This is a genomic window from Dietzia sp. IBK-p2-16D (assembly GCF_057773085.1).
On the sequence record NZ_JBYMTL010000003.1, the window covers coordinates 65,116 to 90,349 of the forward strand.

The 25,234-nt window shown below is 71.1% G+C and carries 20 protein-coding genes; 10 read left to right on the forward strand and 10 right to left on the reverse strand.

Annotation, left to right across the window (positions count from 1 at the left end; genetic code table 11):
• Nucleotides 1–3: 3 nt before the first annotated feature.
• From AC3DE3_RS08280 to AC3DE3_RS08305, 6 genes are all read right to left on the reverse strand, one after another.
• The gene (locus AC3DE3_RS08280) at nt 4–417 is read right to left on the reverse strand and encodes a DUF4233 domain-containing protein (protein ID WP_260486801.1); all 414 of its coding nucleotides are present in this window, start codon (nt 415–417) and stop codon (nt 4–6) included.
• Nucleotides 414–2,012 carry a bifunctional tetrahydrofolate synthase/dihydrofolate synthase gene (folC, locus tag AC3DE3_RS08285; protein ID WP_488369676.1) on the reverse strand — a complete coding sequence of 533 codons (1,599 nt, stop codon included), beginning with the start codon at nt 2,010–2,012 and terminating at the stop codon, nt 414–416. Before folC ends, AC3DE3_RS08280 begins: the two co-directional genes overlap by 4 nt.
• Nucleotides 2,009–4,720 (reverse strand): valine--tRNA ligase, encoded by a 2,712-nt coding sequence (locus AC3DE3_RS08290; protein WP_260486803.1) that lies wholly within the window; start codon nt 4,718–4,720, stop codon nt 2,009–2,011. The genes folC and AC3DE3_RS08290 overlap by 4 nt, the downstream gene beginning before the upstream one ends.
• 64 nt (nt 4,721–4,784) lie before the next feature.
• Nucleotides 4,785–5,777 (reverse strand): malate dehydrogenase, encoded by a 993-nt coding sequence (locus AC3DE3_RS08295; protein ID WP_260486804.1) that lies wholly within the window; start codon nt 5,775–5,777, stop codon nt 4,785–4,787.
• 112 nt (nt 5,778–5,889) lie between these two features.
• Nucleotides 5,890–6,519, reverse strand: coding sequence for a 3-oxoacid CoA-transferase subunit B (locus tag AC3DE3_RS08300; protein WP_260486805.1), 630 nt, complete (start codon nt 6,517–6,519; stop codon nt 5,890–5,892).
• A complete protein-coding gene (locus AC3DE3_RS08305) occupies nt 6,516–7,283 on the reverse strand; it encodes a CoA transferase subunit A (protein WP_260486806.1) in 768 nt (255 codons plus the stop codon). Before AC3DE3_RS08305 ends, AC3DE3_RS08300 begins: the two co-directional genes overlap by 4 nt.
• A 141-nt stretch (nt 7,284–7,424) precedes the next feature.
• Here AC3DE3_RS08305 and pcaD point away from each other — a divergent pair, with 141 nt between their 5' ends.
• Genes pcaD through AC3DE3_RS08320 form a run of 3 tightly spaced genes read left to right on the forward strand, consistent with a single transcriptional unit; the run spans nt 7,425 to nt 10,271 of the window.
• Entirely contained in the window at nt 7,425–8,216 is a 792-nt protein-coding gene (pcaD, locus tag AC3DE3_RS08310) for a 3-oxoadipate enol-lactonase (protein ID WP_260486807.1), read from the forward strand.
• The gene (locus AC3DE3_RS08315; RefSeq protein WP_260486808.1) at nt 8,213–9,040 is read left to right on the forward strand and encodes an IclR family transcriptional regulator; all 828 of its coding nucleotides are present in this window, start codon (nt 8,213–8,215) and stop codon (nt 9,038–9,040) included. Before pcaD ends, AC3DE3_RS08315 begins: the two co-directional genes overlap by 4 nt.
• A gap of 19 nt (nt 9,041–9,059) precedes the next feature.
• Entirely contained in the window at nt 9,060–10,271 is a 1,212-nt protein-coding gene (locus AC3DE3_RS08320) for an acetyl-CoA C-acetyltransferase (RefSeq protein WP_488369677.1), read from the forward strand.
• A gap of 71 nt (nt 10,272–10,342) precedes the next feature.
• On the opposite strand, the gene catC is transcribed toward AC3DE3_RS08320, so the two are convergent.
• The 3 genes from catC to catA all read right to left on the reverse strand — a co-directional run bounded on the left by catC (nt 10,343) and on the right by catA (nt 12,751).
• Nucleotides 10,343–10,624 carry a muconolactone Delta-isomerase gene (gene catC / locus AC3DE3_RS08325; protein ID WP_260486810.1) on the reverse strand — a complete coding sequence of 94 codons (282 nt, stop codon included), beginning with the start codon at nt 10,622–10,624 and terminating at the stop codon, nt 10,343–10,345.
• Between the two features lie 35 nt (nt 10,625–10,659).
• Nucleotides 10,660–11,781 carry a muconate/chloromuconate family cycloisomerase gene (locus tag AC3DE3_RS08330; protein WP_260486811.1) on the reverse strand — a complete coding sequence of 374 codons (1,122 nt, stop codon included), beginning with the start codon at nt 11,779–11,781 and terminating at the stop codon, nt 10,660–10,662.
• 103 nt (nt 11,782–11,884) lie between these two features.
• Nucleotides 11,885–12,751 (reverse strand): catechol 1,2-dioxygenase, encoded by an 867-nt coding sequence (gene catA, locus AC3DE3_RS08335; protein WP_260486812.1) that lies wholly within the window; start codon nt 12,749–12,751, stop codon nt 11,885–11,887.
• A 327-nt stretch (nt 12,752–13,078) separates the two neighbouring features.
• On the opposite strand from catA, the gene benA reads away from it, so the two are divergent.
• The 7 genes from benA (at nt 13,079) to AC3DE3_RS08370 (ending at nt 23,800) form a co-directional block, all read left to right on the forward strand.
• Nucleotides 13,079–14,509 carry a benzoate 1,2-dioxygenase large subunit gene (gene benA / locus AC3DE3_RS08340; protein ID WP_260486813.1) on the forward strand — a complete coding sequence of 477 codons (1,431 nt, stop codon included), beginning with the start codon at nt 13,079–13,081 and terminating at the stop codon, nt 14,507–14,509.
• Between the two features lie 51 nt (nt 14,510–14,560).
• Nucleotides 14,561–15,070 carry a benzoate 1,2-dioxygenase small subunit gene (gene benB, locus AC3DE3_RS08345; RefSeq protein WP_260486814.1) on the forward strand — a complete coding sequence of 170 codons (510 nt, stop codon included), beginning with the start codon at nt 14,561–14,563 and terminating at the stop codon, nt 15,068–15,070.
• A 92-nt stretch (nt 15,071–15,162) separates the two neighbouring features.
• Complete coding sequence (benC, locus tag AC3DE3_RS08350; RefSeq protein WP_488369678.1) at nt 15,163–17,211, forward strand: benzoate 1,2-dioxygenase electron transfer component BenC; 2,049 nt, start codon at nt 15,163–15,165, stop codon at nt 17,209–17,211.
• Nucleotides 17,208–18,041, forward strand: a complete 834-nt coding sequence (locus AC3DE3_RS08355; RefSeq protein ID WP_260486817.1) for a 1,6-dihydroxycyclohexa-2,4-diene-1-carboxylate dehydrogenase — start codon at nt 17,208–17,210, stop codon at nt 18,039–18,041. Before benC ends, AC3DE3_RS08355 begins: the two co-directional genes overlap by 4 nt.
• Before the next feature lie 86 nt (nt 18,042–18,127).
• Nucleotides 18,128–19,660, forward strand: coding sequence for an MFS transporter (locus AC3DE3_RS08360; RefSeq protein WP_488369679.1), 1,533 nt, complete (start codon nt 18,128–18,130; stop codon nt 19,658–19,660).
• A gap of 4 nt (nt 19,661–19,664) precedes the next feature.
• The gene (locus AC3DE3_RS08365) at nt 19,665–22,532 is read left to right on the forward strand and encodes a helix-turn-helix transcriptional regulator (RefSeq protein ID WP_488369680.1); all 2,868 of its coding nucleotides are present in this window, start codon (nt 19,665–19,667) and stop codon (nt 22,530–22,532) included.
• Nucleotides 22,529–23,800, forward strand: coding sequence for a benzoate/H(+) symporter BenE family transporter (locus AC3DE3_RS08370; protein WP_488369681.1), 1,272 nt, complete (start codon nt 22,529–22,531; stop codon nt 23,798–23,800). The genes AC3DE3_RS08365 and AC3DE3_RS08370 overlap by 4 nt, the downstream gene beginning before the upstream one ends.
• Before the next feature lie 163 nt (nt 23,801–23,963).
• On the opposite strand, the gene clpX is transcribed toward AC3DE3_RS08370, so the two are convergent.
• Nucleotides 23,964–25,232 carry an ATP-dependent Clp protease ATP-binding subunit ClpX gene (gene clpX, locus AC3DE3_RS08375; protein WP_260486821.1) on the reverse strand — a complete coding sequence of 423 codons (1,269 nt, stop codon included), beginning with the start codon at nt 25,230–25,232 and terminating at the stop codon, nt 23,964–23,966.
• Nucleotides 25,233–25,234 lie beyond the last annotated feature (2 nt).

Sequence of the window (25,234 nt, forward strand, 5' to 3'; positions counted from 1 at the left end):
CGCTCAGTCGTGCTGGCTGGGCAGGTATCCACCGGCCATCCGGCGCGACAGGTCGCGGCGTAGGTACAGGATGTACGCCCAGACCGCGGCGAACATCAGTCCGCACACCCCCATCGACCAGTGCACGGCCCACCCGGCGACGGCCAGTCCCGCGAGCGAGAGGTTCAGCGGGATCGCCCAGGGCTTGCGTTGGAGTCCACTGGCCACCAGCATCGCGATCGCGAGCAGGCTGACGAACCACACCTTCCACGACTGGAAGTGGGCACCGTCGTCGAGCCGGGCGATCACCGTGAGCACCAGGCCGATCACGATCGCCTCGAGGACCAGGGTGCCGGCCATGATGCCCCGCAGCCCCTTCCACGGGTCCACCGAGGGGGCGTGTGCGGCTTCCCGGGGACCGGGGGTCGGTACGGTCACGTCGCGTCCTTTCCGAACAGGCTGCGGGCGGCTCCGGCGGTGACCACGGAGCCCGTGACGAGAACGCCCACGCCCGACACGTCGTCGTCCGCGGTCGGATCCGGGACCCCGACCAGGTCGAGGGCGGCGCTGACCGCGTCGGGAAGGGTGTCCACCACGTGGACCCGCTGGGCGGTGAACCGCTCCTCGGCGATGCGGGCGAGGTCACCCGGGTCCATCGCGCGCGGCGAGGCGGCCCGGGTCACGACGACCTCCTCCACGACGGGTTCGAGTGCGGCGAGGAACGCGTCGGCGTCCTTACCGTCGAGCATCGCGACCACGGCCACCAGTCGTCTGAAGTCGAACTCGGAGGTGACGGCTTCGGCGAGCGCGCGCCCCCCGTGCCCGTTGTGGGCGGCGTCCACCAGAACGGTGGGGCTCGAACTGAGCCGCTCCAGACGCCCGGGGTTGTCCACCGCGGCGAAACCCGCGCGGATGAGTTCCGGGTCCAGGCCCCTGTCCGGACCGGCGCCGAAGAAGGCCTCCACGGCGGCGAGTGCGGTCGCCGCGTTCTCGGCCTGATGCTCACCGAAGAGCGGGAGGAACACCTCCGGGTACTCGCCACCGAGTCCCCTCAGGGTGAGCTGCTGGCCGCCGACGGCGACGCGCCGCTCGACCACATCGAACTCCGAGCCGAGGCGGGCGACGACCGCGCCCACCTCCACGGCACGTCTCAGCAGGACGTCCATGGCCTCGGGCTCCTGGCGACCGATCACGGCGATCGGGTCGCGCGGGAGCAGGTCGTCCTCCGGACCGGGTTGGATGATCCCGGCCTTCTCCCCCGCGATCGTCGCGAGGTCCTCACCCAGGTAGTCGGTGTGGTCCAGGCCGACGGGGGTGATCACGGCGACGGCGGGCCGGACCACGTTGGTGGCGTCCCAGGTGCCGCCCATCCCCGTCTCCACGACGGCCACCTCGACCGGTGCGTCGGCGAACGCGGCGAAGGCCATCGCGGTGAGCACCTCGAAGTAACTCATGCGCGGGCCGCCGGTCTCCTCGGACCGCTGGTCGACGAGCTCGAGGTAGGGCTGTAGTTCGCGGTAGGTGTCCACGAAGGCGCGCGCGGTGATCGGCTCACCGTCGAGTGCGATGCGTTCGGTGACACTCTGCAGATGGGGGCTGGTGTTGCGCCCGGTGCGCTGGTGCAGCGCGCGCAGCAGCGCGTCGATCATCCGGGTGACCGAGGTCTTGCCGTTGGTGCCCGCCACGTGGACCACGGGGTAGGCGTGCTGAGGGTCCCCCAACACCGACATCAGCTCCGCGATGCGGTCCAGACTCGGCTCGAGCCGGGACTCCGGCCAGCGGGTGGCCAACTCCTCCTCGACCGCCGCCAGATCTGCCGTGTCGGCCTGCCACTCGGGGCTGCCCACCTCCGGGATCGGGCGGGGCGGCAGGTGGTCGTCACCGTCGCTCTCCTCGTCACCCGGGATAGGTCCGCCGAGCGGGACGCCCGAGACGAGGCCGTCCTCGCCGAGCATCTCGGCGACGTCCTCCTCCGTGGGGGTGTCCCACCCCTCGGCCGGGTCGTGCGGCGGGAGCCACTCGCGGCCGCTCACGCGGGATCACTCCCCGCGGGCATCGCCTCGAGGCGGGTGGTGATCCGGGTGACCTCGGCCTCGGCGAGGTCACGGCGGGCGCGGATCTTGTCGACGACGTGGTCGGGCGCCTTGCCGAGGAACGCCTCGTTGCCGAGCTTGGCGCCGGTCGTCTCGAGCTCCTTGCGGGCGGCGGCGAGGTCCTTCTCCAGCCGGCGTCGTTCGGCGGCGAGGTCGATCGTCCCGGAGGTGTCGATCTCCACGTCCACCGTCGACAACCCGAGCCGGACCTCGAGCGAGGCCGTGGCGGTGAAGTCCTCGGCTGCCGGGGTCAACCGGGCCAGCGCGGACACCTGGGCGAGCAGGTCCTCGGGCAGGTCCGCGGCGTCCACGCCGGAGATCCGCGCGGGTACCCGCTGGCCGGGCTTGAGCCCCTGGTCGGAGCGGAAGCGCCGGATCTCGGTGACGAGGGTCTGGGCGTCGGCCACCCGGCGGACCGGGTCCGCGGCGTCACCGGCCGGCACCACGTCGGACGGCCAGTCCGCGACCACCACGGACTCTCGACCGGTCAGCGCGGTCCACAGCGTCTCGGTGACGAACGGGATCACCGGGTGCAGCATCCGGAGCAGCACGTCCAGCACGTGGCCGAGTACGAGTCGGGTGTTCTCGGCGCGCTCGGAGGCGCGGGCGGCGTCGTCACCTCCGAACTGGACCTTGGCGAGCTCGAGGTACCAGTCGCACACCTCGTCCCACGCGAAGTGGTAGAGCGCCTCGCACGCCTTGGAGAACTCGTAGCGGTCCAGCGCGTCGTCGACGGACACCCGCACCTCACCGAGACGGTGAAGGATCCACCTGTCGGCGTCGGAGAGTTCGGACGCGTCGGGGAGCCGGCCCACCTTCGCGCCGTTCATCAGGGCGAAGCGGGTGGCGTTGAACAACTTGGTGGCGAAGTTGCGGGACGCCTGGGCGGCGTCGTCCCCGACGGAGAGGTCGCCGCCCGGGTTGGCTCCGCGGGCCAGGGTGAAGCGCAGTGCATCGGCACCGAAGCGGTCGACCCAGTCCAGGGGATCGATCCCGTTGCCCTTGGACTTGGACATCTTCTGGCCGTGCTCGTCACGCACGAGGCCGTGGAGGAACACGTCGGTGAAGGGGACCTTGCCCGGTGCGGCCTCGTCGCCGGTGAGGGTGCGGCCCACGAAGGTGCCGAACATCATCATGCGGGCCACCCAGAAGAACAGGATGTCGTACCCGGTGACCAGCACGGACGTGGGGTAGAAGCGTTCGAGGTCGACGGTGCGATCGGGCCAGCCCATGGTCGAGAACGGCCACAGGCCGGACGAGAACCACGTGTCGAGGACGTCGGTGTCCTGGGTGTATCCGGCTGGCGGCTCCTCGTCGGGGCCCACACAGACGACCTCTCCGTCGGGCCCGTACCAGATCGGGATCCGGTGACCCCACCACAGCTGGCGCGAGATGCACCAGTCGTGCATGTCGTCGACCCAGTCGAACCAGCGGGGCTCCTGGCTCTTGGGGTGGATGACGGTGTCGCCGTCGCGGACGGCGTCCCCCGCCATCGCGGCCAACTCCTCGACCCTGACCCACCACTGCAGTGACAGGCGCGGCTCGATCGGCTCGCCGGAGCGCTCGGAGTGGCCCACCGAGTGCAGGTACGGACGCACCTCCTTGACGATGCGCCCCTGCTCGGCGAGGTCCTCGCGCACGGCCCTCCGTGCCTCGAACCGGTCCATCCCGTCGTAGCGGGTCCCGGTGCCGGCGATGTGGCCGGTGGCGTCCATGATCGTGGGCATCTCGAGCCCGTGACGCTGGCCGATCGCGAAGTCGTTGGGGTCGTGCGCGGGCGTGACCTTGACCGCGCCGGTCCCGAACTCGGGGTCGACGTAGTCGTCCGCCACCACGCGCATGGTCCACCCCTCGCGGAACGGATGCGGGATCTCGGTACCCACCAGATGGGCGTACCGCTCGTCGGAGGGATGGACGGCGATCGCGGTGTCTCCGAGCATCGTCTCGAGGCGGGTCGTGGCCACCACCAGGTGCGGCTCGGAGTCGTCCATCGACCCGTAGCGGAAACTGACCAGCTCGCCCTCGACGTCGGCGTACTTGACCTCGATGTCGGAGATGGCGGTCTGAAGGGTGGGCGACCAGTTGACCAGCCGCTCGGCGCGGTAGATCAGTCCGTGGTCGTAGAGCTTCTTGAAGATGGTCTGGACCGCTCGCGAGAGTCCGTCGTCGAGGGTGAACCGCTCGCGCGACCAGTCGACGCCGTCGCCGAGGCGACGCATCTGATCGCCGATGGTGCCGCCGGACTCACGCTTCCACTCCCAGACCTTCTCGATGAACGCCTCGCGGCCGATCTCGTGGCGGTCGATCCCCTCGTCGCGGAGTCTGCGGTCCACCAGGGTCTGTGTGGCGATGCCGGCGTGGTCCATGCCGGGCAGCCACAGCACCTCGTACCCCTGCATGCGCTTGCGCCGCGTGAGCACGTCCATGAGCGTGTGGTCGAGCGCGTGCCCCATGTGCAGGCTGCCGGTCACGTTCGGGGGCGGCAGCACCACCGAGTAGGCGGGCTTGTCGCTCGACGGGTCGGCCTCGAAATACCCGGCCTCCACCCAGCGCTCATACAGCCCGTTCTCCACCTCACCTGGATTCCAGGAAGCGGGCAGGGCGTCCGCACGGTCGGTGTTCGGGGAGGCAGCGGCTGGAGTCGTCACCCGACCATCCTAGGCCGTGGGCGCCGGGGTCCGGCACACGCCGTCGACCCCGGCACACCCGAGGTCAGTCGGCCAGGCCGAGCCCGTGAACGGCGTCACGCTCCGAGACCAGCTCCGCCACCGACGCGTCGATGCGGGAGCGTTGGAAATCGCCGATCTCCAGGCCCTCGACGACCTCCCAGCCGGCGCCCCGGCTGCGGCAGGGCAGCCCCGTCACCACGCCCGGCTCGGTGCCGTACTGCCCCTCGGAGGGCAACGCGACCGTCGTCCAGCTCTCACCCGGCGTACCGTGCACCCAGTCGCGCATCTGGTCGACCGCCGCGCCGGCGGCGGACGCCGCCGACGAGGATCCGCGAACCGCGATGATCTCGGCTCCCCGACCGGCGACCCGCGGAATGAACGTGTCGGCCAGCCACGCCTCGTCGAGTCCGGCGGTGACCGGTTCACCCCGCAGCGTCAGATAGGACACGTCGGGAAACTGGGTGGCCGAGTGATTGCCCCAGACGACGACGCCGTCCAGGTCCGCGACCGGTGCGCCCAGTCGGGTGGCGAGCTGGCTCAACGCACGGTTGTGGTCGAGACGCATCAGGGCGGTGAACCGCTCGGCGGGGACGTCGGGCGCATGCCGGTGGGCGATGTAGGCGTTGGTGTTGGCGGGATTGCCCACCACGACCACCCGCACGTCGTCGGCGGCGTGGGCGTTGATGGCCCGCCCCTGCTCGCGGAAGATCGCCCCGTTGGCGGTGAGCAGGTCGGCACGCTCCATCCCCTTCCCGCGCGGCCTGGCACCCACGAGGAACGCCGCGTTGGCGCCCTCGAACGCCGAGTCCACGTCATCGGTGATCTCGATGGAGTCCACCAGCGGGAGCGCGCAGTCCTCGATCTCCATGGCCACGCCCTCCGCCGCGACCACGGCCGACGGGATGTCGAGCAGCCGCAGGCGGACCGGGGTCCCGGGGCCGAAGACCAGCCCGGAGGCGAGACGGAACAACAATGAGTAGGCGATCTTTCCGGCGGCGCCGGTGACGGTCACGGTGACCGGGGTGGAGGTGCTCATGGAGGCGGACCTTCCGGGACGACGACGGGGTCGGTTCCCACAGTAGTGAGAATCCGACCCCGCAACCCGCGTCCGCGGGCGGAGTACACCTGACGTTCGCCCGGGCGCCGCCTCAGGCGTGGATCTCGGCCCCGGTCTTGAGCCGGACCTCGTCGATCGTGACGCCCGGTGCCAGTTCGACCAGACGGAAGCCCTCCGGTGCGATGTCGAGGACGCACAGGTCGGTGACGACGCGCTGGACGCAGCCGCGGCCCGTGTAGGGCAGGGAGTTCTCCGCGAGGAGCTTGAGGTCCCCCTTGCGCGTGATGTGGTCCATCATCACGATCACCCTGCCGGCACCGTGGACGAGGTCCATCGCACCGCCCATGCCCTTGACCATGGCGCCGGGGATCATCCAGTTGGACAGGTCTCCGGCCTGGGAGACCTGCATCGCACCCAGGACCGCCACGTCGACGTTCCCACCGCGGATCATCGCGAAGGACTCCGAGGACGAGAAGTACGCGGCCCCCGGAGCTGCGGTGATCGTCTCCTTGCCGGCGTTGATCATCTCCGGGTCCAGCTGCTCGCGCGTGGGGTACGGGCCCACGCCCAGGATCCCGTTCTCCGAGTGGAGCGTGACGTGCACCCCGGCCGGGAGATAGTCGGGGATCAGGGTCGGCATGCCGATACCCAGGTTCACGTACTGTCCGTCGACGAAGTCGGCGGCGATGCGGGCCGCCATCTGCTCATGGGTCCAGCTCATGACCGATCCCCTCCCTTGCTGCTGAGCTTCTCGATCTCCACTCCGGTCTCCTGGCGTCCGACCTCGACCAGGCGCTGGACGAAGATCCCGGGCACGTGGACGTCGGCGGGGTCGATCTCGCCGGCGGCGACGATCTCCTCGGCCTGCACGATCGTCACCCGGCCCGACATCGCCGCATCGGGGTTGAAGTTGCGGGCCGTTCCGTAGAACTGCAGGTTGCCCGCAGTATCCGCACGGTGGGCGTGGACGAGGGCGTAGTCCGTGACGATCGAGCGCTCCAGGACGTACGGGATCCCGTCGAACTCGCGGACCTCCTTGGGCTCGGAGGCCAGGGCGACCCCGCCGTCACCGTCGTAGCGCAGCGGCAGGCCGCCCTCGGCGACCATCGTGCCGACGCCCGCGGGGGTGTAGAACGCGGGGATGCCCGCGCCACCGGCCCGCATGCGCTCGGCGAGCGTGCCCTGCGGGGTGAGTTCCACCTCGAGCTCGCCCGAGAGGTACTGACGGGCGAACTCCTTGTTGGCGCCCACGTACGAGGCGGTGGTCCGCGTGATGCGGCGGGCCTCGAGCAGTTTGCCCAGGCCGAAGCCGTCGGTCCCGCAGTTGTTGCTCACCGTCTGCAGATCGGTGGCCCCCTGGTCGAGGAGCGCGTCGATGAGGACGGCGGGGATGCCGACCAGACCGAAACCCCCCACGGCGAGGGAGGCGCCGTCCGGGATGTCCGCGACCGCGTCGGCAGCCGAGGAGAAGATCTTGTTGGTCATGTCACGCACCATATCCCTTGTTCGCATCTTGTACAACTGTTCGCCCTTCGCACGATTCCCGCGTATCGTGGACCGCACACCACGCCGCGCCCCGCCCGCGACCAGACACCCCGCGACCAGACACACGGAAGGACCGACACCATGCCCGCCACCCTGTCCCACGAGGTCAGTGGACCCCGGTCCGCCGACACCCCCGTCCTCGTCCTCCTCGGATCGCTCGGGTCCGACCGCTCCATGTGGGACGCCCAGGTCCGCGATCTGTCCCGCGATCACACCGTGGTCGCCGTGGACCACCGGGGGCACGGCACGTCCGAGGTCATCCCCGGTCCGTGCACGATCGCCGACCTGTCCGCGGACGTGGTGGCCCTGCTCGACTCACTGGAGATCGATCGGTTCCACATCGCCGGGCTGTCGCTCGGCGGCGCGGTGGCCCAGTGGCTCGCCGTCCACGAGCCCGCCCGTGTCCTCTCCGTCGCCCTGCTGTGCACCGCCGCGAGGTTCGGCGAACCGGCCGGGTGGGCCGATCGCGCCGCCGCGGTCCGCGAGGGCGGGACCGCCGCTGTCGCCGACGCCGTCGTCGCACGGTGGATCACCGCCGCACGAGCCGAGGCCGAGCCCGACCTCGTCGCGGGCCTGCGCGAGATGGTCCTGGCCACCCCGGCCGAGGGATACGCCTCCTGTTGTGACGCACTGGCCGGGTGGGACAACCGGGCCGAGCTGGGTCGGATCTCCTGTCCCACCCTCGTGCTCGCCGGGGACGAGGACCCGTCCACGCCCCCGGATGTGGTCCGGGAGATCGCAGACGGTGTACCCGGGTCCGACTTCGTCGTCGTCACCCCCGCCGCCCACGTCCCCACCGTCGAGATCCCGGAGCGCATCAACGAGATCCTCCGCCGCCACCTCGAGACCGCCCGGAACACGGGCGCGGCATGACCCGCCCCGACGTGGTGTCGACCCCGGCGCGCCCCGGGGGCGACGGCGGGGACCGCTCCGCCTCCCCCGACTTCGTCCAGTCACTCGCACGCGGACTGTCGGTCATCCGGGCGTTCGACGCCCGCCAGCCGCGCCAGACCCTCAGTGACGTCGCGCGCAACACCGGCCTGACCCGGGCGACCGCCCGCCGCTTCCTCCACACCCTCGTCGAACTGGGGTACGTGGACACGGCGGACTCGGTCTTCTGGCTCACCCCCCGCGTCCTGGACCTCGGGTACAGCTACCTGTCCTCCCTGCCGCTGACCGACCTCGCCCAGCCGCACCTGGAGAAGCTCAGCTCGCGGCTCGGCGAGTCGTCCTCGGTGGCGGTGCTCGACGGTTCCGACATCGTCTACGTGGGTCGCGTCCAGGTGCGTCGCATCATGACGATCGGCATCACCATCGGCACCAGGTTCCCCGCCTACGCCACGTCGATGGGTCGGGTCCTGCTGGCGTCGCTGCCGGCGGAGGACCTCGACGCCTACCTCGCCGCGACCGACCTGCGGGCCCTCACCCCACACGGACTGGCCGACGAGGCCGCGCTCCGCGCGGAGTTGTCGCGGGTGGCCGAGCGCGGCTGGTGCGTGGTCGACCAGGAACTCGAACCGGGCCTGCGTTCCGTGGCCGCCCCGGTCCACGACCGCCACGGCGCGGTCCGCGCAGCCCTCAACGTCTCCACCCACGCCGCCCGCTACTCCCCCGACCAGCTCCACGACGAGGTCATCCCCGAGCTGCTGGCCACCACCCGCGCGCTGTCGGCCGACCTCGCCATCGTCAACCGCTGAACCCGAACGAAGGAACCCCATGCGTGACGTCGTCATCTGCCAACCCCTCCGCACCCCGGTCGGGCGATTCGGCGGGGTGTTCCGCGACCTGGACGCGAACACCCTCGCCACCGACCTGCTCGCCGCCCTCGTCGAGCGGACCGGCCTGACCGGAGCCGACGTCGACGACGTCGTGCTGGGGCAGGGCTCGCCGAGCGGTGAGGGACCGGCCATCGGCCGCATCGCCGCACTCGACTCCCCGCTCGGGATCGACGTACCGGGCATGCAGCTCGACCGGCGTTGCGGCTCCGGCCTCCAGGCGGTCATCACCGGCGCGCTCCAGGTGGCCTCCGGCGGTATGGACCTCGTCGTGGCCGGCGGCGTCGAGTCGATGAGCCAGGTGGAGTTCTACGCCTCACCCAGCCCCCGCTGGGGCATCCGCGGGGACGGGATCTCGCTGGTCGACCGCCTCGGACGGGCCCGCACCACGGTCGGCGGTCGCTCGCACGTCATCGACGGCGGGATGATCGAGACCGCCGAGAACCTCCGGCGCGAGTACGGCATCGGGCGGGACGAGCAGGACCGGCTGGCCGTGCAGTCCCACCAGCGCGCCGTGGCCGCGCAGGAGTCCGGGGTGTTCGCCGAGGAGATCGTCCCGGTGACCGTCCCACAGCGTAAGGGTGAGGACCTCGTCGTCGACACCGACGAGCACCCCCGGGCCGACAGCTCCGTGGAGGCGCTGGCGCGCCTGCGACCCATCATGGGCCGCACCGACCCCGAGGCCACCGTCACCGCCGGCAACGCCTCCGGCCAAAACGACGGCGCCGCGATGTGCATCGTCACCACCGCGGACAAGGCCTCCGCCCTCGGCCTCACCCCGCTCGTCCGCCTCGCCTCGTGGGCCGTCGCGGGGGTGGCCCCCGAGACGATGGGCATCGGGCCGGTCCCCGCCGCGGCCAAGGCCCTCGGCCGGCTCGGGCTGACGCTGTCGGACATGGGCGTCATCGAACTCAACGAGGCGTTCGCCGCGCAGGCGCTGTCCGTCATGCGCGAATGGGACATCGATCCGTCCTCCGAGCACCTCAACCCCCACGGCTCCGGCATCTCCCTGGGCCATCCCGTCGGGGCGACCGGTGCCCGCATGCTGGCGACGCTGTCCCGCGAGATGGTGCGTCGAGACGTGCAGTGGGGACTGGAGACCATGTGCATCGGCGGCGGTCAGGGCCTGGCCGCGGTGTTCGAGCGGGTCTGACCCACTCCGCTCCCGACGCAGAAAGGGGCCGAGCCGATCTCCGGCTCGGCCCCTTTCCACGCGTGGGGGCGTCAGTCGACGCGCGAGGGGTGCCGGGTAAGGGCCATGACCTGCATGTCCATGTACGGGAACAGCGGCAGACCCTGGAGGATCTCGTGCAGCTCGTCAGCCGACTCGACGTCGAAGATGCTGATGTTCGAGTACTGGCCGACGATCCGCCAGAGCTCACGCCACTTGCCCGACCGCTGCAGGTCCTGGCTGTAGGCCTTCTCGCGGGCCAGGGTGTCGGCGCGGACCTCGGGGTCCAGGTCGTGCGGGATGTGGACGTCCATGCGGACGTGGAACAGTGCCATCGTCTGACTCTCCTTCTGGGATGGTGGTGCCGCGGTCAGCGGCGCGTGAACTTCTCGACGGCGTCGTGGTCGATCTCGACGCCCAGGCCCGGCCCGGCCGGCAGGTGAACCCGGCCGGCCTCGTAGCGGATCGGGGTGGTCACGTAGGTCTCGGCCAACAGCAGCGGGCCGAACAGCTCCGAGCCGTAGTTGAAACCGGGCTCCGCGCACGCGAGGTGCAGCGAGGCGACCGTCCCGATCGGCCCCTCGAGAGACGTGGCGGCGTGGCACGCGATCCCGGCCGCGCGGGCGATCGCCACGACCTCCTTGCCACGGGTCAGGCCGCCGAGCTTGGTGGTCTTCACCGCGATCACCCCGGCCGCGTCCCGACGCGCCACCTCGAGGGCGTCATGCGGGGACTGGACCGACTCGTCGGCCATGAACTGCACCGGCAGCGAGCGGTTGAGCTCGGCCAACACCTCGATCTGCTCCGTGGGGGTCGGCTGCTCGATCAGCTCGATGCCGGCGTCCACGAGCGCCGGGAGGTGGACGTTCGCGGTGAACCGGTCCCAGCGGGCGTTGATGTCCACCCGCAGGCCGGCCCGCCCGTCGAGGCGCTCGGCCAGCGCGGCGATGCGGGCGACGTCCTCGGCCGGGTCCAGGGCGCCCATCTTCAGCTTGAACGTACGGTGACGGTCCGCCGCCAGCAGCTCGTCGATCTCGTCGACCATCTCCTCGAGCGGCATGGCACCGAGGGCCCAGGTGCACTCGATCGAATCCCGGACCGCGCCGCCGAGCAGCGAACGCACCGGCACGTCCAGCGACCGGGCCCACGCGTCGAACATGGCGATCTCGAGGGAGGCCTTGGCGAAGCGGCCGCGGGCCACGACGCCCTCCATCGCCTCGAGGACGGCGGGGATCTCGTCGACGCGCCGGCCGATGGCGACCGGGGCGAGGTACTTCTCCACCAGGACCTGCATGGTCTCGGCGGATTCACCGCCCCACCACGGTCCGCCCGGGGTCACGCCCTCCCCGTAGCCGATGACCCCGGACTCGGTGGTGACCGAGACGAGCAGGATCGACTGGGCGGTGGCGGTGGTCGTGGCGAACTTGTGCGGTCTGATGAGCGGCACGTCGAGGATCCGTGTCTCCACGGAACGGATGGTCAGGTCAGACATCTTTCAGCCCTTCGTGTTGGTGGTCCGGCCGGGTCGATCGCCGACGCCCCGGCCGCTCGTGGCGGCCGGGGCGGGCGGGGATTCCAGATGGGTTCGTCGCCGGTCAGGCCACGAAACGCTTCTCGGAGACGGGGTCCAGGACGAAGTCGTAGACGACCTCGTCGATCCCATCGCTATTGGGCTTCGGGTCCAGGATCAGCTCGGGCTTGACGGCACCGGCCACGTCGTCCTCGACCCACTTGCCACCCTGGAAGTACAGCTGGGTGGTGATGAGGCGCTTGCCGGGGGCGGTGACCTTCAGGTGCAGGTGCGCCGGACGCCACGGGTGGCCACCGTAGCTGGCGATGAACTCACCGGTCGGGCCGTCGTGCGGGATCTGGTACGGGGCCGGCTGGACCGTGGTGATGTGGAAGTTGCCCTCCGAGTCCGTGGTGAAGGTGCCGCGCAGGTTCCACTCGGGGATGCCCAGGCCGTCGTCGAACTGCGAGTAGTAGCCGTCGGCGTCGGCGTGCCACAGCTCGACGGACGCGCCCTCGATGCCCGTGCCGTCGAGGTCGCGGACCTGGCCCTTGAACACGAACTGTGTGCCCTTCTCGTCCTCACGCATGGGCATGACGCCCTTGGCGCCGAGGTCCGGGGCGTTCGGCACGTAGTAGGGGCCCTCGATGGAGCCCTTGGTGCCGTTGAAGATGCGGCTGTTGGAGTCCTCGATGAAGTGCTCCAGGAACACGTCGAGCCACAGCGGCCACTCGCCGCCCTCGCCGACCTCGATGAGCCACTGCTTGAGGACGCGGTACTCGTCGTAGGTGACCTCGTGCTCGAAGATCACCTCGGACAGCTTGGTGAGCACGTCCTTGTAGATGGCGGCGGCGCGCTCGGTGCTCGTGTCGGCCGTGAAGCGGCTGCCCTTGAACTTGTCCGTCGCGGCGGAGCCGGAGCCGGCGGCGGTGGGCACTGCGGTGCTGGTCATGACGCTCCCTCAGGTGGGGTCGGGATGGGGGTGGATCGGACCGGTGGGGCCGGTCGATGTCCCCACTGTGCGCGGGATTCGCTGTGTCGTCAATCACCGTGCACTACAGTCGTAGAGGCCAAATCGTCCGCGGAGCGAACACCAACCCCCTATCGGCGCAGGTCCCGCCGCCCGAGGCACGAATCTGTTCGCCATGCGAACGCCGGACACCTAGGTATGACTAGGAGGTGCCCTAGTGTGATCGGACGCACACTAGGGCACCGTGGAGGCACACCGGCAGCAGGCCGCATCGTCGCGGCCGGAACCGAACCACGCTAGGAGCCCTCGATGTCAGATCGACTCGACCACGTCCAGGCCACCCTCGAGACCGCACTCGAGGACCGGCCCGAGGACGGCATCATCCGCGCCAACCGCCGCATCTTCACCGACGAGGAGATCTTCGAACTCGAGATGAAGCACATCTTCGAGGGCAACTGGGTCTACCTGGCGCACGAGAGCCAGGTCCCCGAGGTCGGCGACTACTTCACCACCGACATCGGTCGCCAGCCCGTCGTGATCACCCGCGGCAAGGACGGGCAGCTCAACTGCCTCATCAACGCCTGCTCGCACCGCGGCGCGATGCTGTGCCGGCGCAAGACCGACAACCGCACCACCCTGACGTGCCCGTTCCACGGCTGGACGTTCTCCAACTCGGGCGAGCTGCTCAAGGTCAAGGACCCGCGTGACGCCGGCTACCCCGAGCAGTTCAACACCGACGGCTCCCACGACCTGCGACGCGTGGCCCGCTTCGAGAGCTACCGCGGTTTCCTGTTCGGCAGCCTCAACCCGGACGTCCTCCCGCTGGAGGAGCACCTGGGCGACAGCCGGACCGTCATCGACATGCTGGTCGACCAGTCCCCCGAGGGACTCGAGGTCCTGCGCGGCTCGTCGACCTACACGTTCGACGGCAACTGGAAGCTCCAGGCCGAGAACGGCGCCGACGGATATCACGTGTCGGCCACCCACTGGAACTACGCGGCCACCACCGCACGCCGCTCGTCCGGCGAGTCCAAGAACGAGACCAAGGCCATGGACGCCGGTACCTGGGGCAAGCAGGGCGGCGGTTACTGGTCGTTCGAGCACGGGCACCTGCTGCTGTGGATGTGGTGGGGCAACCCCGAGGACCGGCCGCTGTGGGACCGTCGCCAGGAGCTCGCCGACCAGATCGGCACTAAGAAGGCCGAGTTCATGGTGGGCGCCTCGCGCAACCTGTGCCTCTACCCGAACGTCTACCTGATGGACCAGTTCTCCAGCCAGATCCGGCACTTCAAGCCCATCTCGGTCGACAAGACCGAGGTGACGATCTACTGCATCGCACCCAAGGGTGAGAGCGCCGAGAACCGCGCGGCGCGGATCCGCCAGTACGAGGACTTCTTCAACGCCACCGGCATGGCGACCCCGGACGACCTCGAGGAGTTCCGCTCCTGCCAGAAGACGTACCTCGCCGACGCCGCGCCGTGGAACGACATGACCCGCGGCAGCACCCACCAGCTCACCGGTCCGGACGAGACCGCCCGTGGCCTGGGGATGGAGAACGTGCTGTCCTCCGGCGCCAAGACCGAGGACGAGGGCCTCTACCCGATCCAGCACGCCTACTGGCTCGAGACCATGCAGCGTGCCCTCGAGGCCGAGTCCGCCGCCCGCGACGAGGCCGAGCGCCGGGCCCGCGAGGACGCCGGGGCCCGGGTGCATCGCACGACCGTCGCGGCCGACGCCTGACCCGGCCCGAGTCGACCGCACGCCCATCCCCGCCCCACGAAAGGCCTGATCATGACCGCACCCGCCGTGGCGTCGATCTCCGTCGACGAGATCTCCGCTTTCCTGTTCCGCGAGGCACGACTGCTCGACGACCGCCAGTTCGAGCAGTGGATCGAGTGCTATCGCGAGGACGCGATGTACTGGATGCCCGCCTGGGACGACGACGGTGAGCTCACGACCGATCCGTACTCGGAGATCTCGTTGATCTTCTACCCCAACCGGGCCGGTATCGAGGACCGGGTGTTCCGCATCCGGACCGAGCGTTCCTCCTCGACGTCGCTTCCCGAACCGCGGACCAACCACCTCATCAGCAACGTCGAGGTGCTCGACCGCCGTCCCGGCGAGGTCGACATCCGCTTCAACTGGTTGTCTTCGTACTTCCGTTACAACACCACCGACCAGTACTTCGGGACGTCCTTCTACACCCTCGACGTCACCGGCGAGTCGCCGCTGATCACCTACAAGAAGGTGGTCCTGAAGAACGACTACATCCACCACATCGTGGACGTCTACATGGTGTGATCCCACACCCCGGCCGGCGCCCGACCAGGGCGCCGGCACACCCCCGGTCGCCGTGCGCGGCCGACACCGCCAGCGACCTGGAGTGAGACCCCATGAGCTATTCAGTGGCCCTGGCCTTCGAGGACGGCGTGACGCGCTTCGTCAACTGCGGTCCGACGGAGACCGTCGCCGACGCCTCGTACAAGGCCCGGATCAACATCCCCCTCGACTGCCGTGACGGAGCGTGCGGGACGTGCAAGTCCCTGTGCGAGTCCGGCGAGTTCGACGGCGGCGACTACATCGACGACGCCCTCACCGAGGACGAGGCCGCGGCCGGCTACTGCCTGCCGTGCCAGATGGTCCCGCGGTCCGACCTGGTCGTGCAGATCCCCACCACCTCCGATGTGGCCAAGACGGCCGCCGCGGCGCACCCCGCGACGGTCACGGCCGTCGAGCGGCTGGCCGAGGGCGCGTTCGCGTTGTCCGTCGAACTGGACGACCGCGACGCGCTGGCGTTCCTGCCCGGCCAGTACGTCAACATCTCGGTCCCGGGCACCGACCAGACACGGTCGTACTCGTTCTCCACCGGCGCGGACTCCCGGACCCTGTCATTCCTCATCAAGTACGCCGCCGGCGGCGCGATGTCGGAGTACCTGGCCCAGCGCTGCGCCGTGGGCGACCGCCTCGAGCTGACCGGCCCGATGGGCAGCTTCTTCCTCCGCGAGTCCACCCGTCCACTGCTGCTGCTGGCGGGCGGTACCGGCCTGGCGCCCGTGCTGTCCATCCTCGAGACCCTCGCCGCCGCGGGCACCTCCGACCGCCCGGTCCACCTCATCTACGGCACCTCGTTCGACACCGACGTGGTCTACACGGACCTGCTCGACGAGTTCACCACCCGGATCCCGGGCATGACCTGGGATCTGGTCGTCTCCGACCCGGCGACGACCCACCCGAACAGCGGATACGTCACCGGTCTGATCCGGCCGGAGCACCTCCACGACGGGACGACCGACATCTACCTGTGCGGGCCACCACCGATGGTCGAGGCGGTGCGCGGATTCCTCGACGACGAGGGCCTGCAAGTGACGCACTTCTACTACGAGAAGTTCACCCCCGCGACCGCGGTGCCCGACCAGTCCGCCGAGCCCGCCACGGAATCGGCGGAGCCGACTGAGGAGGCCGCCCTCGTCGTCGACCCGTCCCCCTCCACCCCGGAGACGGAAACGTCGACGACGGCAGCGGCAGCGGCAGCGGCAGCGGACATTCCCGTCGCCGAGCCGGTGGCACCCGCCGCGGCCACCACGGCCCCGGCCGCACCACACGGGCCGGCCCGGATTCTCTCGCGCCGCCCCGGGGACCCCGTGCCGGCCATCGAGGCCCGACCGGTCGGCTACACCCCGCCCGCCCCCGGTGGCCACACGGCGCCCGTCACCCGGACCGCCGAACCGGTGGCGAACATCGCCGCGCGCCCGGTCGGGTACACCCCGCCGGCCCCGGGCGGACACGCCGCACCAGGCGTCCCCGCGACCGAATCTCCCGCGCCCATCGCCGCGCGCCCGGTCGGTTACGTCCCGCCGCAGGTCACCCTGACGCGGGCGTCGACCGCGCCCACCGCGGGGACCACGACCACGGTGTCCCTGGCCGGCGGAGGCCGTTCCGAGACCATCACCTCGGCCCCCGGCGTCGTCAGCGGCGAGGTGCACCCGGCGATCCGGCACTCCGACGCCCAGTTCGACGCCCGCATGGCGCTCGAGCTCGGCGTGATCGAGCTGACCATGGGACGCCTCGACGACGCCCGGCTCGCCGAGTTCCGGTTGCTCGCCGAGTCGGCCAACCAGTACATCGAGCGCGACAGGTTCCTCGATCCCGAGCGGTTCACCGCCGCGAACGCGCAGTTCCACGAGTTCCTGTTCCGCTGCACCGGCAATGACTCGCTGCTGCAGGCCTACCGCATGCTGGAGGTGACCCAGGTGATGAACCGCGTCCTGCCCGACGCCCGCTGGGTGTCCGAGGACATCGTCCCCGAGCACCTTGAGATCGTCGCGGCCTTCGAGACCGGTGACCGCGACGCCGCGCGATACCTCATCCGTCGGCACAGCGAGCACGCCAAGGCCACCATGCGCACCGCGCTGGACCAGAACGCCGTGGAGGCCGCGTCGTGAGCGCGCCCGTCGGCGAGTACGACGCCGTCCCGCCCGTCGTCTCCCCCGGCCGCTTCGCCGGCCGGTCGGTACTCATCACCGGCGCCGTGCAGGGGATCGGCCGCGCCGTAGCCGACCGGGTGGTCCGCGAGGGCGGGCTGGTCACGGTGGTGGACCGGGCCGACCTCATCACCACGGTCGCCGACGAGCTGACCGCGGTGTCCCCGGACGGTCACCGGGTCGTGCCCGTCGAGGCGGACCTGGAGACGTTCGAGGGGGCCGAGGCCTCGGCCCGTGCGGCTCTCGACGCCCACGGCCGGATCGACGTGCTCATCAACAACGTCGGCGGCACCATCTGGGCCCGGCCGTACCACGAGTACTCCGCCGACCAGATCGAGGCCGAGGTCCGCCGGTCCCTGTTCCCGACGCTGTGGATGTGCCGGGCTGTCCTGCCGTCCATGGTCGCGGCGGGCGCGGGCACGATCGTCAACGTCTCCTCCGTGGCGACCCGCGGGGTCAATCGCGTCCCCTACGCCGCGTCCAAGGGCGGGGTCAACGGCCTCACCTCGGCGCTCGCGCTGGAGGCCGCCCCGCACGGAGTCCGGGTGGTGGCCACCGCCCCCGGTGGCACCCTCGCCCCCGAGCGGCGGATCTCCCGTGGCGGCGACGCCCGCACGGACCAGGAGAAGACCTGGTACTCGCAGATCGTCGAGCAGACCGTCGACTCCACCGTGATGGGCCGCTACGGCACGCTCCACGAGCAGGCCGCCCCGATCTGCTTCCTCGCCTCCGACGAGGCCTCCTACATCACCGGTTCGGTCCTCCCCGTCGCCGGCGGCGATCAGGGCTGACCGGCCCGTCGACCAGGGCAGGCCGGCCTGTCGACCAGGTCAGGCCGGCCCGGTTCCTCCCCACCCCCACCGAACGGAGCCCTTCCGTGTCCCCGAGCACTCCCGTGCCCTCCAGCCGACCCGTCCCCTCCAGCCCTCCCGGGACGTCCGGCCCCGCCGCCGACGTCTGGGAGTCCCCCGCCCACCGCCGCACCGTCTACGGAGTCCTCGCCGTCGTCGCCGCCGCCATCCTCTTCGACGGCTACGACCTCGTCGTCTACGGCGCCGTCCTGCCCACCCTCATGGCCGATCCCGGCCAGATCGGCGCCCTCGGCGCGGCCCAGGCCGGTGCGCTCGGTTCCTACGCCCTCGTCGGCGTGATGATCGGTGCCCTCAGCGCGGGGGCAGTCGGCGACCGCATCGGCCGCCGCCGGATCATGCTCGGTGCCATCGCCTGGTTCTCGATCGGCATGGCCGCCACCGCATTCGCCCGCGACATCACCACGTTCGGTGTCCTCCGCCTGCTCACCGGACTGGGGATCGGCGCCATCGTCGCCACGGCGGGGGCGATCATCGCCGAGTTCGCCCCCGCCGGCCGACGCAACCTGTTCAACGCCATCGTCTACAGCGGCATCCCCGCCGGCGGCGTCCTGGCCTCCGCGTTGGCGATGGTCCTGCGGGATCACATCGGCTGGCGCGGCCTGTTCCTCATCGGCGCCGTCCCGCTGGTACTGGTCCTGCCGTACGCCTGGTTCGCCCTCCCCGAGTCCCCGCGGTGGCTGGCCTCCCGCGGCCGGACCGGGCGGGCCGCCGAGGTCTGCGCGACCAGGGGCCTGCCGCTCGAGATGGCCGGCGCGCCGGGCGCGCCCCTCACCGCCGACACGACGCCCCGACGCGGTGACGACGACCACGACGACGACAAGGTGGTCGCCCGCACCGGCTTCGCCGCCCTGCTGTCCCCCGGATACCGCCTCGGCACACTGCTCCTGGGGTTCATGAGCTTCGCGGGCCTGCTGCTCACCTACGGACTCAACACCTGGCTGCCCACGATCATGGAGAACTACGGCATCGACGCCAAGAGCTCCCTCGGCTTCCTGCTCGTCCTCAACGGTGGAGCGATCGTGGGTGGACTCGCGGCCTCCTGGCTCGCCGACCGACACGGGCCGCGCGTGATCGTCGCCTGCTCGTTCGTGCTGGCCACGCTGGCGCTGGTCGCGATCACCGTCTCCCCGCCGTTCGTCCTGGTCGTGGCGCTGGTCGCCGCCGCCGGCATGGGGACGATCGGCACACAGGTCCTGCTGTACGGCTTCGTGTCCAACTACTACGAGACGGGCGCCAGGGCCGCGGGCGTGGCGTGGTGCGCGGGCTTCGGACGCCTGGGCGGCATCCTCGGGCCGGTGATCGGCGGCCTCCTCGTGGCGGCCGGGCTGGAGGCGGACACGTCCTTCCTGGTGTTCGGGGGAATCGCCCTGGTCGGCGCCGCACTGACGCTGGCCGTGCCGCGGTCGCCCGCGCGGGAGGAGCCCACTGACGTGCCGGAGGAGATCGCTCCGCTGGACTTCGAACCACAGGCCACCGCGGGGACCGCGACGCCCGTCACCGCGGAACCGGTCGGGCACGCCGGGTCGGATCTACGCTGACCGCATGACTTTCGCCCACCCCGTCCCCCGTTACGGTCACCACCGCGCCGCGGATCGCCTCCACGCGATCCACGGCGCGGTGGCGGGCAAGCGATCGACGATCGTGCTGGTCACCGCCGCCGACGGTGGGGGCAAGAGCCACCTCGTCGATTCCGTGGTCGCCGAACTCACCGGGGTCACCTCGGTTCTCGTCCGCGCCCTGCCGTGGGAGAAGGACACGAGGTGGGTGGTGGCCGCCAGGGTCCTCGAGCGGCTGCCCCGGCCCGACACCGAGCCCCCCCGTCGCGCCGGGGCCGCGGAGCCGGTGGGCGCAGCGTCGACCGAACCGGTCGGCGACGCGGTCCTCGTCGACGCACTGGCCCCGGCGTTCGTCACCGCCGGCCCCGGCGCCGTGGTGGTCGTCGACGACGCGGAGTACTCGGACCCCGACTCCCTGCGGGTCCTCGCCTCCGCGGTGGAGGCCGCGGGCCGGGCCTCCGTCCTGCTCGTGCTCACCCTCGGCAGCCCCGCCCACGGACCCTCCGCCGATCTGTGCGCGGAGCTCGCCCGCGAGACGGTGCGGCTGGGCTCCCTCGACCAGTCCGAGATCCGGACCCTCGTGGCGACCCGGACCGGGCGCGAGCCGTCGGCCGCGGCGGCCCGACGGCTGCTGGACTACACGGGCGGCGAGGCGGGGGCGGTGGCGACAGTGGCCGACCAGGCGCCCGACTCGTGGTGGATCGCCCCCTTCTCCGTCCCTCCGCTGCCCGCGTCCGTCGAACGGGAGACGGCGGCGCGGCTGGCGGCGATGGATCCCGAGCAACGCGAGGTCATCGAGGCCGCCGCCGTCCTGACGCCCCCGGTCACGCTCGAATCACTCACGGCGCTCATCTCCGCGCGCAGCGGGGCCACGCCCGGCACGGCGCTCGTGACCGCCGCCCTGGACGCCGCCCATGCCGCGGACCTGGCGCAGGTGGACCTCTCCCCCGGCGCCGCGACCCTCCGATTCCGCTCCCCCCTGCTGCGGACGGCGGTCCTGCGCGGGATACCACCCAGCGAACTGCTGCACCTGCACTCACTGGCCGGCCTCGTCGCCGAGGCCTCCGACGACCTCGACGCCGCACTCGATCACCGAGCGTCGGCGTCCACCGGTCCCGACGCCGACCTGTCCGAGACCCTGCGGGCCCGCGCCCTCGTCCACGCCCGCGCCGGCCGCTGGAGTGCGGCCGGGCACGCCTACCTCACCGCGGCGGCCCTCACCCCGGACACCGACCGCGCCCGCGATCTCCACATCGACGGGGTCGACGGTCTGATCAACGCCGGTCGGATCAGCGAGGCCCGATCGCTCGCGCAGGGGCTGGAGCGGGTGCGGTCCGATCCCCGCCGGGACGCGGTGCTCGGGTCCCTCGCCGTCCACCTCGGGCACGCCGGGGAGGCCCGGGTCCTGCTCGATCGCGCGCTCGCCGCGCGCGAGGACGGCGTACCGGGATCACCCGCCGCGGACCCGGTCGCCCTGGCCCAGAAGTTCGTCGTCCACTCCCTGTGCGAGTGGCGGCCGGCCCGCATCCGACACTGGGCGCGGGTGGTCACCAGCAGCGGACGCCCGGATCAGCCCGAGGTCGAGGAGGCCCGGGCGATCGAGATGCTGGGGCGCGCGATCGAGGGAGGCCCCGACGCGGCCCCTCCCGTCGAGGACCGACTCCCCGGCCTCGCGCCGGCCGTGGCGCAACGTTTCGAGATGGCGTCGGGATGGATCGCCCTCGCCCACGACGACCTGGAGACCGCCCGCCGCCACCTGGGGTCCGCGGTCCCCACCGCGGACGTCTCCGGCTCCGCGCGGATCTCCATCTGGGCCCAGGCGTGGCTCGCCCGCACCCTCCTGCTGCGCGGCGACTGGGACGACGCGTTGCGCGTGGTGGACACCGCGGCCCGCCGGGTGGACGACCTCGAACTGGACCTGCTCGCCCCGGTCGTCCACTGGCCCGGCGCCGTCATCCGGTCGATGCGCGGGGACCACCTCGGTGCCGCCGCGCATCTGCGCAACCTCACCACCAGCGCCGATGCCTACCCGATCCAGGTCATCCCCTCCGCCATGGCCCGGATGCAGGTGGCGGCCTCCTCCGGCGACTACACCTCCGTGCGCCTGGCCGCGGAGCCCGTCGTCGCCCTCTCCCGCGAGATCGACATCGACCAGCCCGGCTACTGGCCGTGGCACGACCTGTACTCCCACGCCCTCGTCCTCGCGGGCCGGATCGACGAGGCGGAAGAGCTCATCGGCCCCGCCGAGGCCCGGGCCGAACGCCAGGGCCACCGTTCCACCCTGGCCCGCCTCGGGGCGGTCCGGGCCCGCATCGCGGCCGTGCGCGGGGACGTCGACGAGTGCAACCGGATCTTCCGCCGCAGTCTCGACCACCTCGACGGACTGGCCATGCCCTATTACTCGGCACGCATGCACTTCGGCTACGGGCAGACGCTGCGCCGGGCCGGCCGGCGCCGTGAGGCGCACCTCGCGCTGGGCACCGCTCGTGACATCTACGAGCAGCTGGGCGCCCGGGCCTACGTGGAGCGGTGCGACCGCGAACGCCGTGCAGGCGGTGTGGACGTGACCCGAACCGGGGGCAACAGCACCCTCACACCCCAGGAGACCGCGGTCGCGACCCTCGTCGCCGCGGGCCGCACCAACGCCCAGGCGGCCGAGGAGTTGTTCCTGTCCATCAAGACCGTCCAGTACCACCTGACCCGCATCTACTCGAAGCTCGGGGTCAGTGGCCGCACGGAGTTGGCCGCCCACGTCTCCCGCGGCAGCGAACCCTTCCGCACCGACCCCTTCCGTACCGACTCACCCCGTATCGACTCACCGCGTACCGACCCCGACCCGACGGGAGACCTGTGACCACCGGACCCCCGAACCCCGCCGCCGTCCGCTCGGCCGGCCCGCCCACGACCGGCCACCCACCCGCTCCTGCCCCGGCCGGGCGACCCTCACCCCGCCGGGTCCTCACCGACCTCGGCCCCCGCGAGTTCGCCAACGCGCTGATCGCCCTGGTGTTCTCGGCCACCGGCCCCGTCGCCGTCATCCTCGCCGCCGGCGGGCAGGGGGACCTGTCCCCCGCCCAGCTGTCCTCGTGGATCTTCGGCGTGTTCTTCGCCAACGGGCTGCTCACCATCATCATGAGCTGGGCCTACCGGACGCCGCTCGCGTTCTTCTGGACCATCCCGGGCACCGTGATCGTCGGGAACTCGCTCGGTCACCTGCGGTGGTCGGAGGTCCTGGGCGCCTACGTCGTCACCGGCGTAGTGATCCTGCTCGTCGGTCTGTCCGGCCTGGCCCGCCGACTCATGGACTGGATCCCCATGCCGATCATCATGGCGATGGTCGCCGGGGTGTTCCTCCGGTTCGGGTTGGGGTTGGTCGAGGCCGTGTGGGCCTCCGCCGCGGTGGCGTTGCCGATGGCGATCGCGTTCCTCGTCGTCGGCGCCGTCCCCCGCCTGGCCCGGGTCGTACCGCCCATCCTCGCCGCAATGATCGTCGGGATCGTCGCCGTGGTCCTGACCGGCGGGTTGTCGCGGGGGGTCCTCGACGACGGGCTCATCGCGGCCCCGATGATGCAGGCCCCGGAGTTCACGCTCCGGGCGATGGCCGAACTCGTCGTGCCGCTGGCGATCACCGTCCTGGTGGTGCAGAACGGTCAGGGCATCGCGGTGCTGCGGGCGAAGGGGCACCATCCGCCGGTGTCGGCGTGCGCGGTCGCGTGCGGCATCTGGTCCCTGCTGGTCTCGGCGGTCGGCGCCGTCTCGACGTGCCTGACCGGGCCGACCAATGCTCTGCTCGTCTCCTCCGGTGAGCGCGATCGTCACTACGCCGCCGCGATCGGCAACGGCGCGCTGGCCCTGGTCGTCGGCATCTTCTCCCCCGCCTTCGTGGGCCTCATCCTCGGCACCCCCGCGGCGTTCATCGCGGCGCTGGGCGGGCTGGCGATGCTCGCGCCCCTCCAATCGGCGTTCGTCACGGCGTTCCGGACAGACAGGGCACTCGGCCCGCTCGTGTGCCTGCTCGTCACCGTCGCGGACGTCTCGCTGCTCGGCATCTCCGCGCCGTTCTGGGGCATCGTTCTGGGCATGGCCGTGTCGGCCCTGCTCGAGCGCCGGCTCGCGGCCTGAAACGCGGCACCGGGCCGTGGCGGCCGGCACGCGACACCGGTCCGGACGCGGGCCCGCGGCGAGGTCCGCCCCTCTCGCCGATAGGAGAAGGCCCCCGCCGTGGGCGGGGGCCTTCTGCTGTCGGTCCCTGGAGTGGACGGACCCGGGTCATCCGGGTCCGGGGTCAGGCGGAGCGCTCGCGGGGCTCTTCGTCCGAGAACGGGACGATCGTCGGCAGGACGTTGTCGCGCACCGTCTCCCCGGTGACCACCACGCGGGCGACGTCATCACGTCCCGGGATGTCGTACATGACCGGCAGGAGGACCTCCTCCATGATGGCGCGCAGGCCACGGGCGCCGGTTCCACGCAGGATCGCCTGGTCGGCGACGGCCTCGAGGGCGTCGTCGGTGAACTCGAGCTCGACACCGTCCATCTCGAACAGCTTGGCGTACTGCTTGACCAGTGCGTTCTTCGGCTCGGCGAGGATGTTGACCAGGGCCTCGCGGTCCAGGCTCGTCACGGTGGCCACGACCGGCAGGCGGCCGATGAACTCGGGGATGAGACCGTACTTCACCAGGTCCTCGGGCATGACCTCGCTGAAGTTCTCGGTGGTGTCGAGGTCCTTCTTGCTCGCGACCTCGGATCCGAAACCCATTCCCTTGCGACCCACGCGGTCGCCGACGATCTTCTCCAAGCCCTGGAAGGCGCCGGCCACGATGAACAACACGTTGGACGTGTCGATCTGGATGAATTCCTGGTGCGGATGCTTGCGACCACCCTGCGGCGGCACCGACGCCTGGGTGCCCTCGAGGATCTTCAGCAGCGCCTGCTGGACACCCTCGCCGGAGACGTCGCGGGTGATCGAGGGGTTCTCGGCCTTGCGGGCGATCTTGTCGACCTCGTCGATGTAGATGATGCCCATCTCGGCGCGCTTGGTGTCGAAGTCCGCGGCCTGGATGAGCTTGAGGAGGATGTTCTCCACGTCCTCGCCCACGTACCCGGCCTCGGTCAGTGCTGTGGCGTCCGCGATCGCGAACGGCACGTTGAGCATCTTCGCGAGGGTCTGGGCTAGGTAGGTCTTGCCGCAGCCGGTGGGGCCGAGCATGAGGATGTTCGACTTGGCCAGCTCGACCCCGTCACCGCGGCCGAGCGAGGCACCCACCCGGATGCGCTTGTAGTGGTTGTAGACGGCCACCGCCAGGTTCCGCTTGGCTGCGTCCTGACCCACCACGTACTCGTCGAGGAACGCGTGGATCTCCGACGGCTTGGGCAGCTCGTCCAGGCCCTTCTCCTGCGAGTCGTCGACCTCGGACTCGATGATCTCGTTGCACAGCTCGATGCACTCGTCACAGATGTAGACCCCGGGACCGGCGATCAGCTTCTTGACCTGCTTCTGGCTCTTCCCACAGAAGGAACACTTCAACAGGTCGCCGCTCTCACCTACACGCGCCATGA

Excerpts from the sequence above, each read along its gene's own strand:
- AC3DE3_RS08295 (WP_260486804.1), bottom strand. The coding sequence starts at position 5,777 with ATGAGCACCTCCACCCCGGTCACCGTGACCGTCACCGGCGCCGCCGGA.
- AC3DE3_RS08300 (WP_260486805.1), bottom strand. The coding sequence starts at position 6,519 with ATGAGCTGGACCCATGAGCAGATGGCGGCCCGCATCGCCGCCGACTTC.
- AC3DE3_RS08305 (WP_260486806.1), bottom strand. The coding sequence starts at position 7,283 with ATGACCAACAAGATCTTCTCCTCGGCTGCCGACGCGGTCGCGGACATC.
- pcaD (WP_260486807.1), top strand. The coding sequence starts at position 7,425 with ATGCCCGCCACCCTGTCCCACGAGGTCAGTGGACCCCGGTCCGCCGAC.
- AC3DE3_RS08315 (WP_260486808.1), top strand. The coding sequence starts at position 8,213 with ATGACCCGCCCCGACGTGGTGTCGACCCCGGCGCGCCCCGGGGGCGAC.
- AC3DE3_RS08320 (WP_488369677.1), top strand. The coding sequence starts at position 9,060 with ATGCGTGACGTCGTCATCTGCCAACCCCTCCGCACCCCGGTCGGGCGA.
- catC (WP_260486810.1), bottom strand. The coding sequence starts at position 10,624 with ATGGCACTGTTCCACGTCCGCATGGACGTCCACATCCCGCACGACCTG.
- AC3DE3_RS08330 (WP_260486811.1), bottom strand. The coding sequence starts at position 11,781 with ATGTCTGACCTGACCATCCGTTCCGTGGAGACACGGATCCTCGACGTG.
- catA (WP_260486812.1), bottom strand. The coding sequence starts at position 12,751 with ATGACCAGCACCGCAGTGCCCACCGCCGCCGGCTCCGGCTCCGCCGCG.
- benA (WP_260486813.1), top strand. The coding sequence starts at position 13,079 with ATGTCAGATCGACTCGACCACGTCCAGGCCACCCTCGAGACCGCACTC.
- benB (WP_260486814.1), top strand. The coding sequence starts at position 14,561 with ATGACCGCACCCGCCGTGGCGTCGATCTCCGTCGACGAGATCTCCGCT.
- benC (WP_488369678.1), top strand. The coding sequence starts at position 15,163 with ATGAGCTATTCAGTGGCCCTGGCCTTCGAGGACGGCGTGACGCGCTTC.
- AC3DE3_RS08365 (WP_488369680.1), top strand. The coding sequence starts at position 19,665 with ATGACTTTCGCCCACCCCGTCCCCCGTTACGGTCACCACCGCGCCGCG.
- clpX (WP_260486821.1), bottom strand. The coding sequence starts at position 25,232 with ATGGCGCGTGTAGGTGAGAGCGGCGACCTGTTGAAGTGTTCCTTCTGT.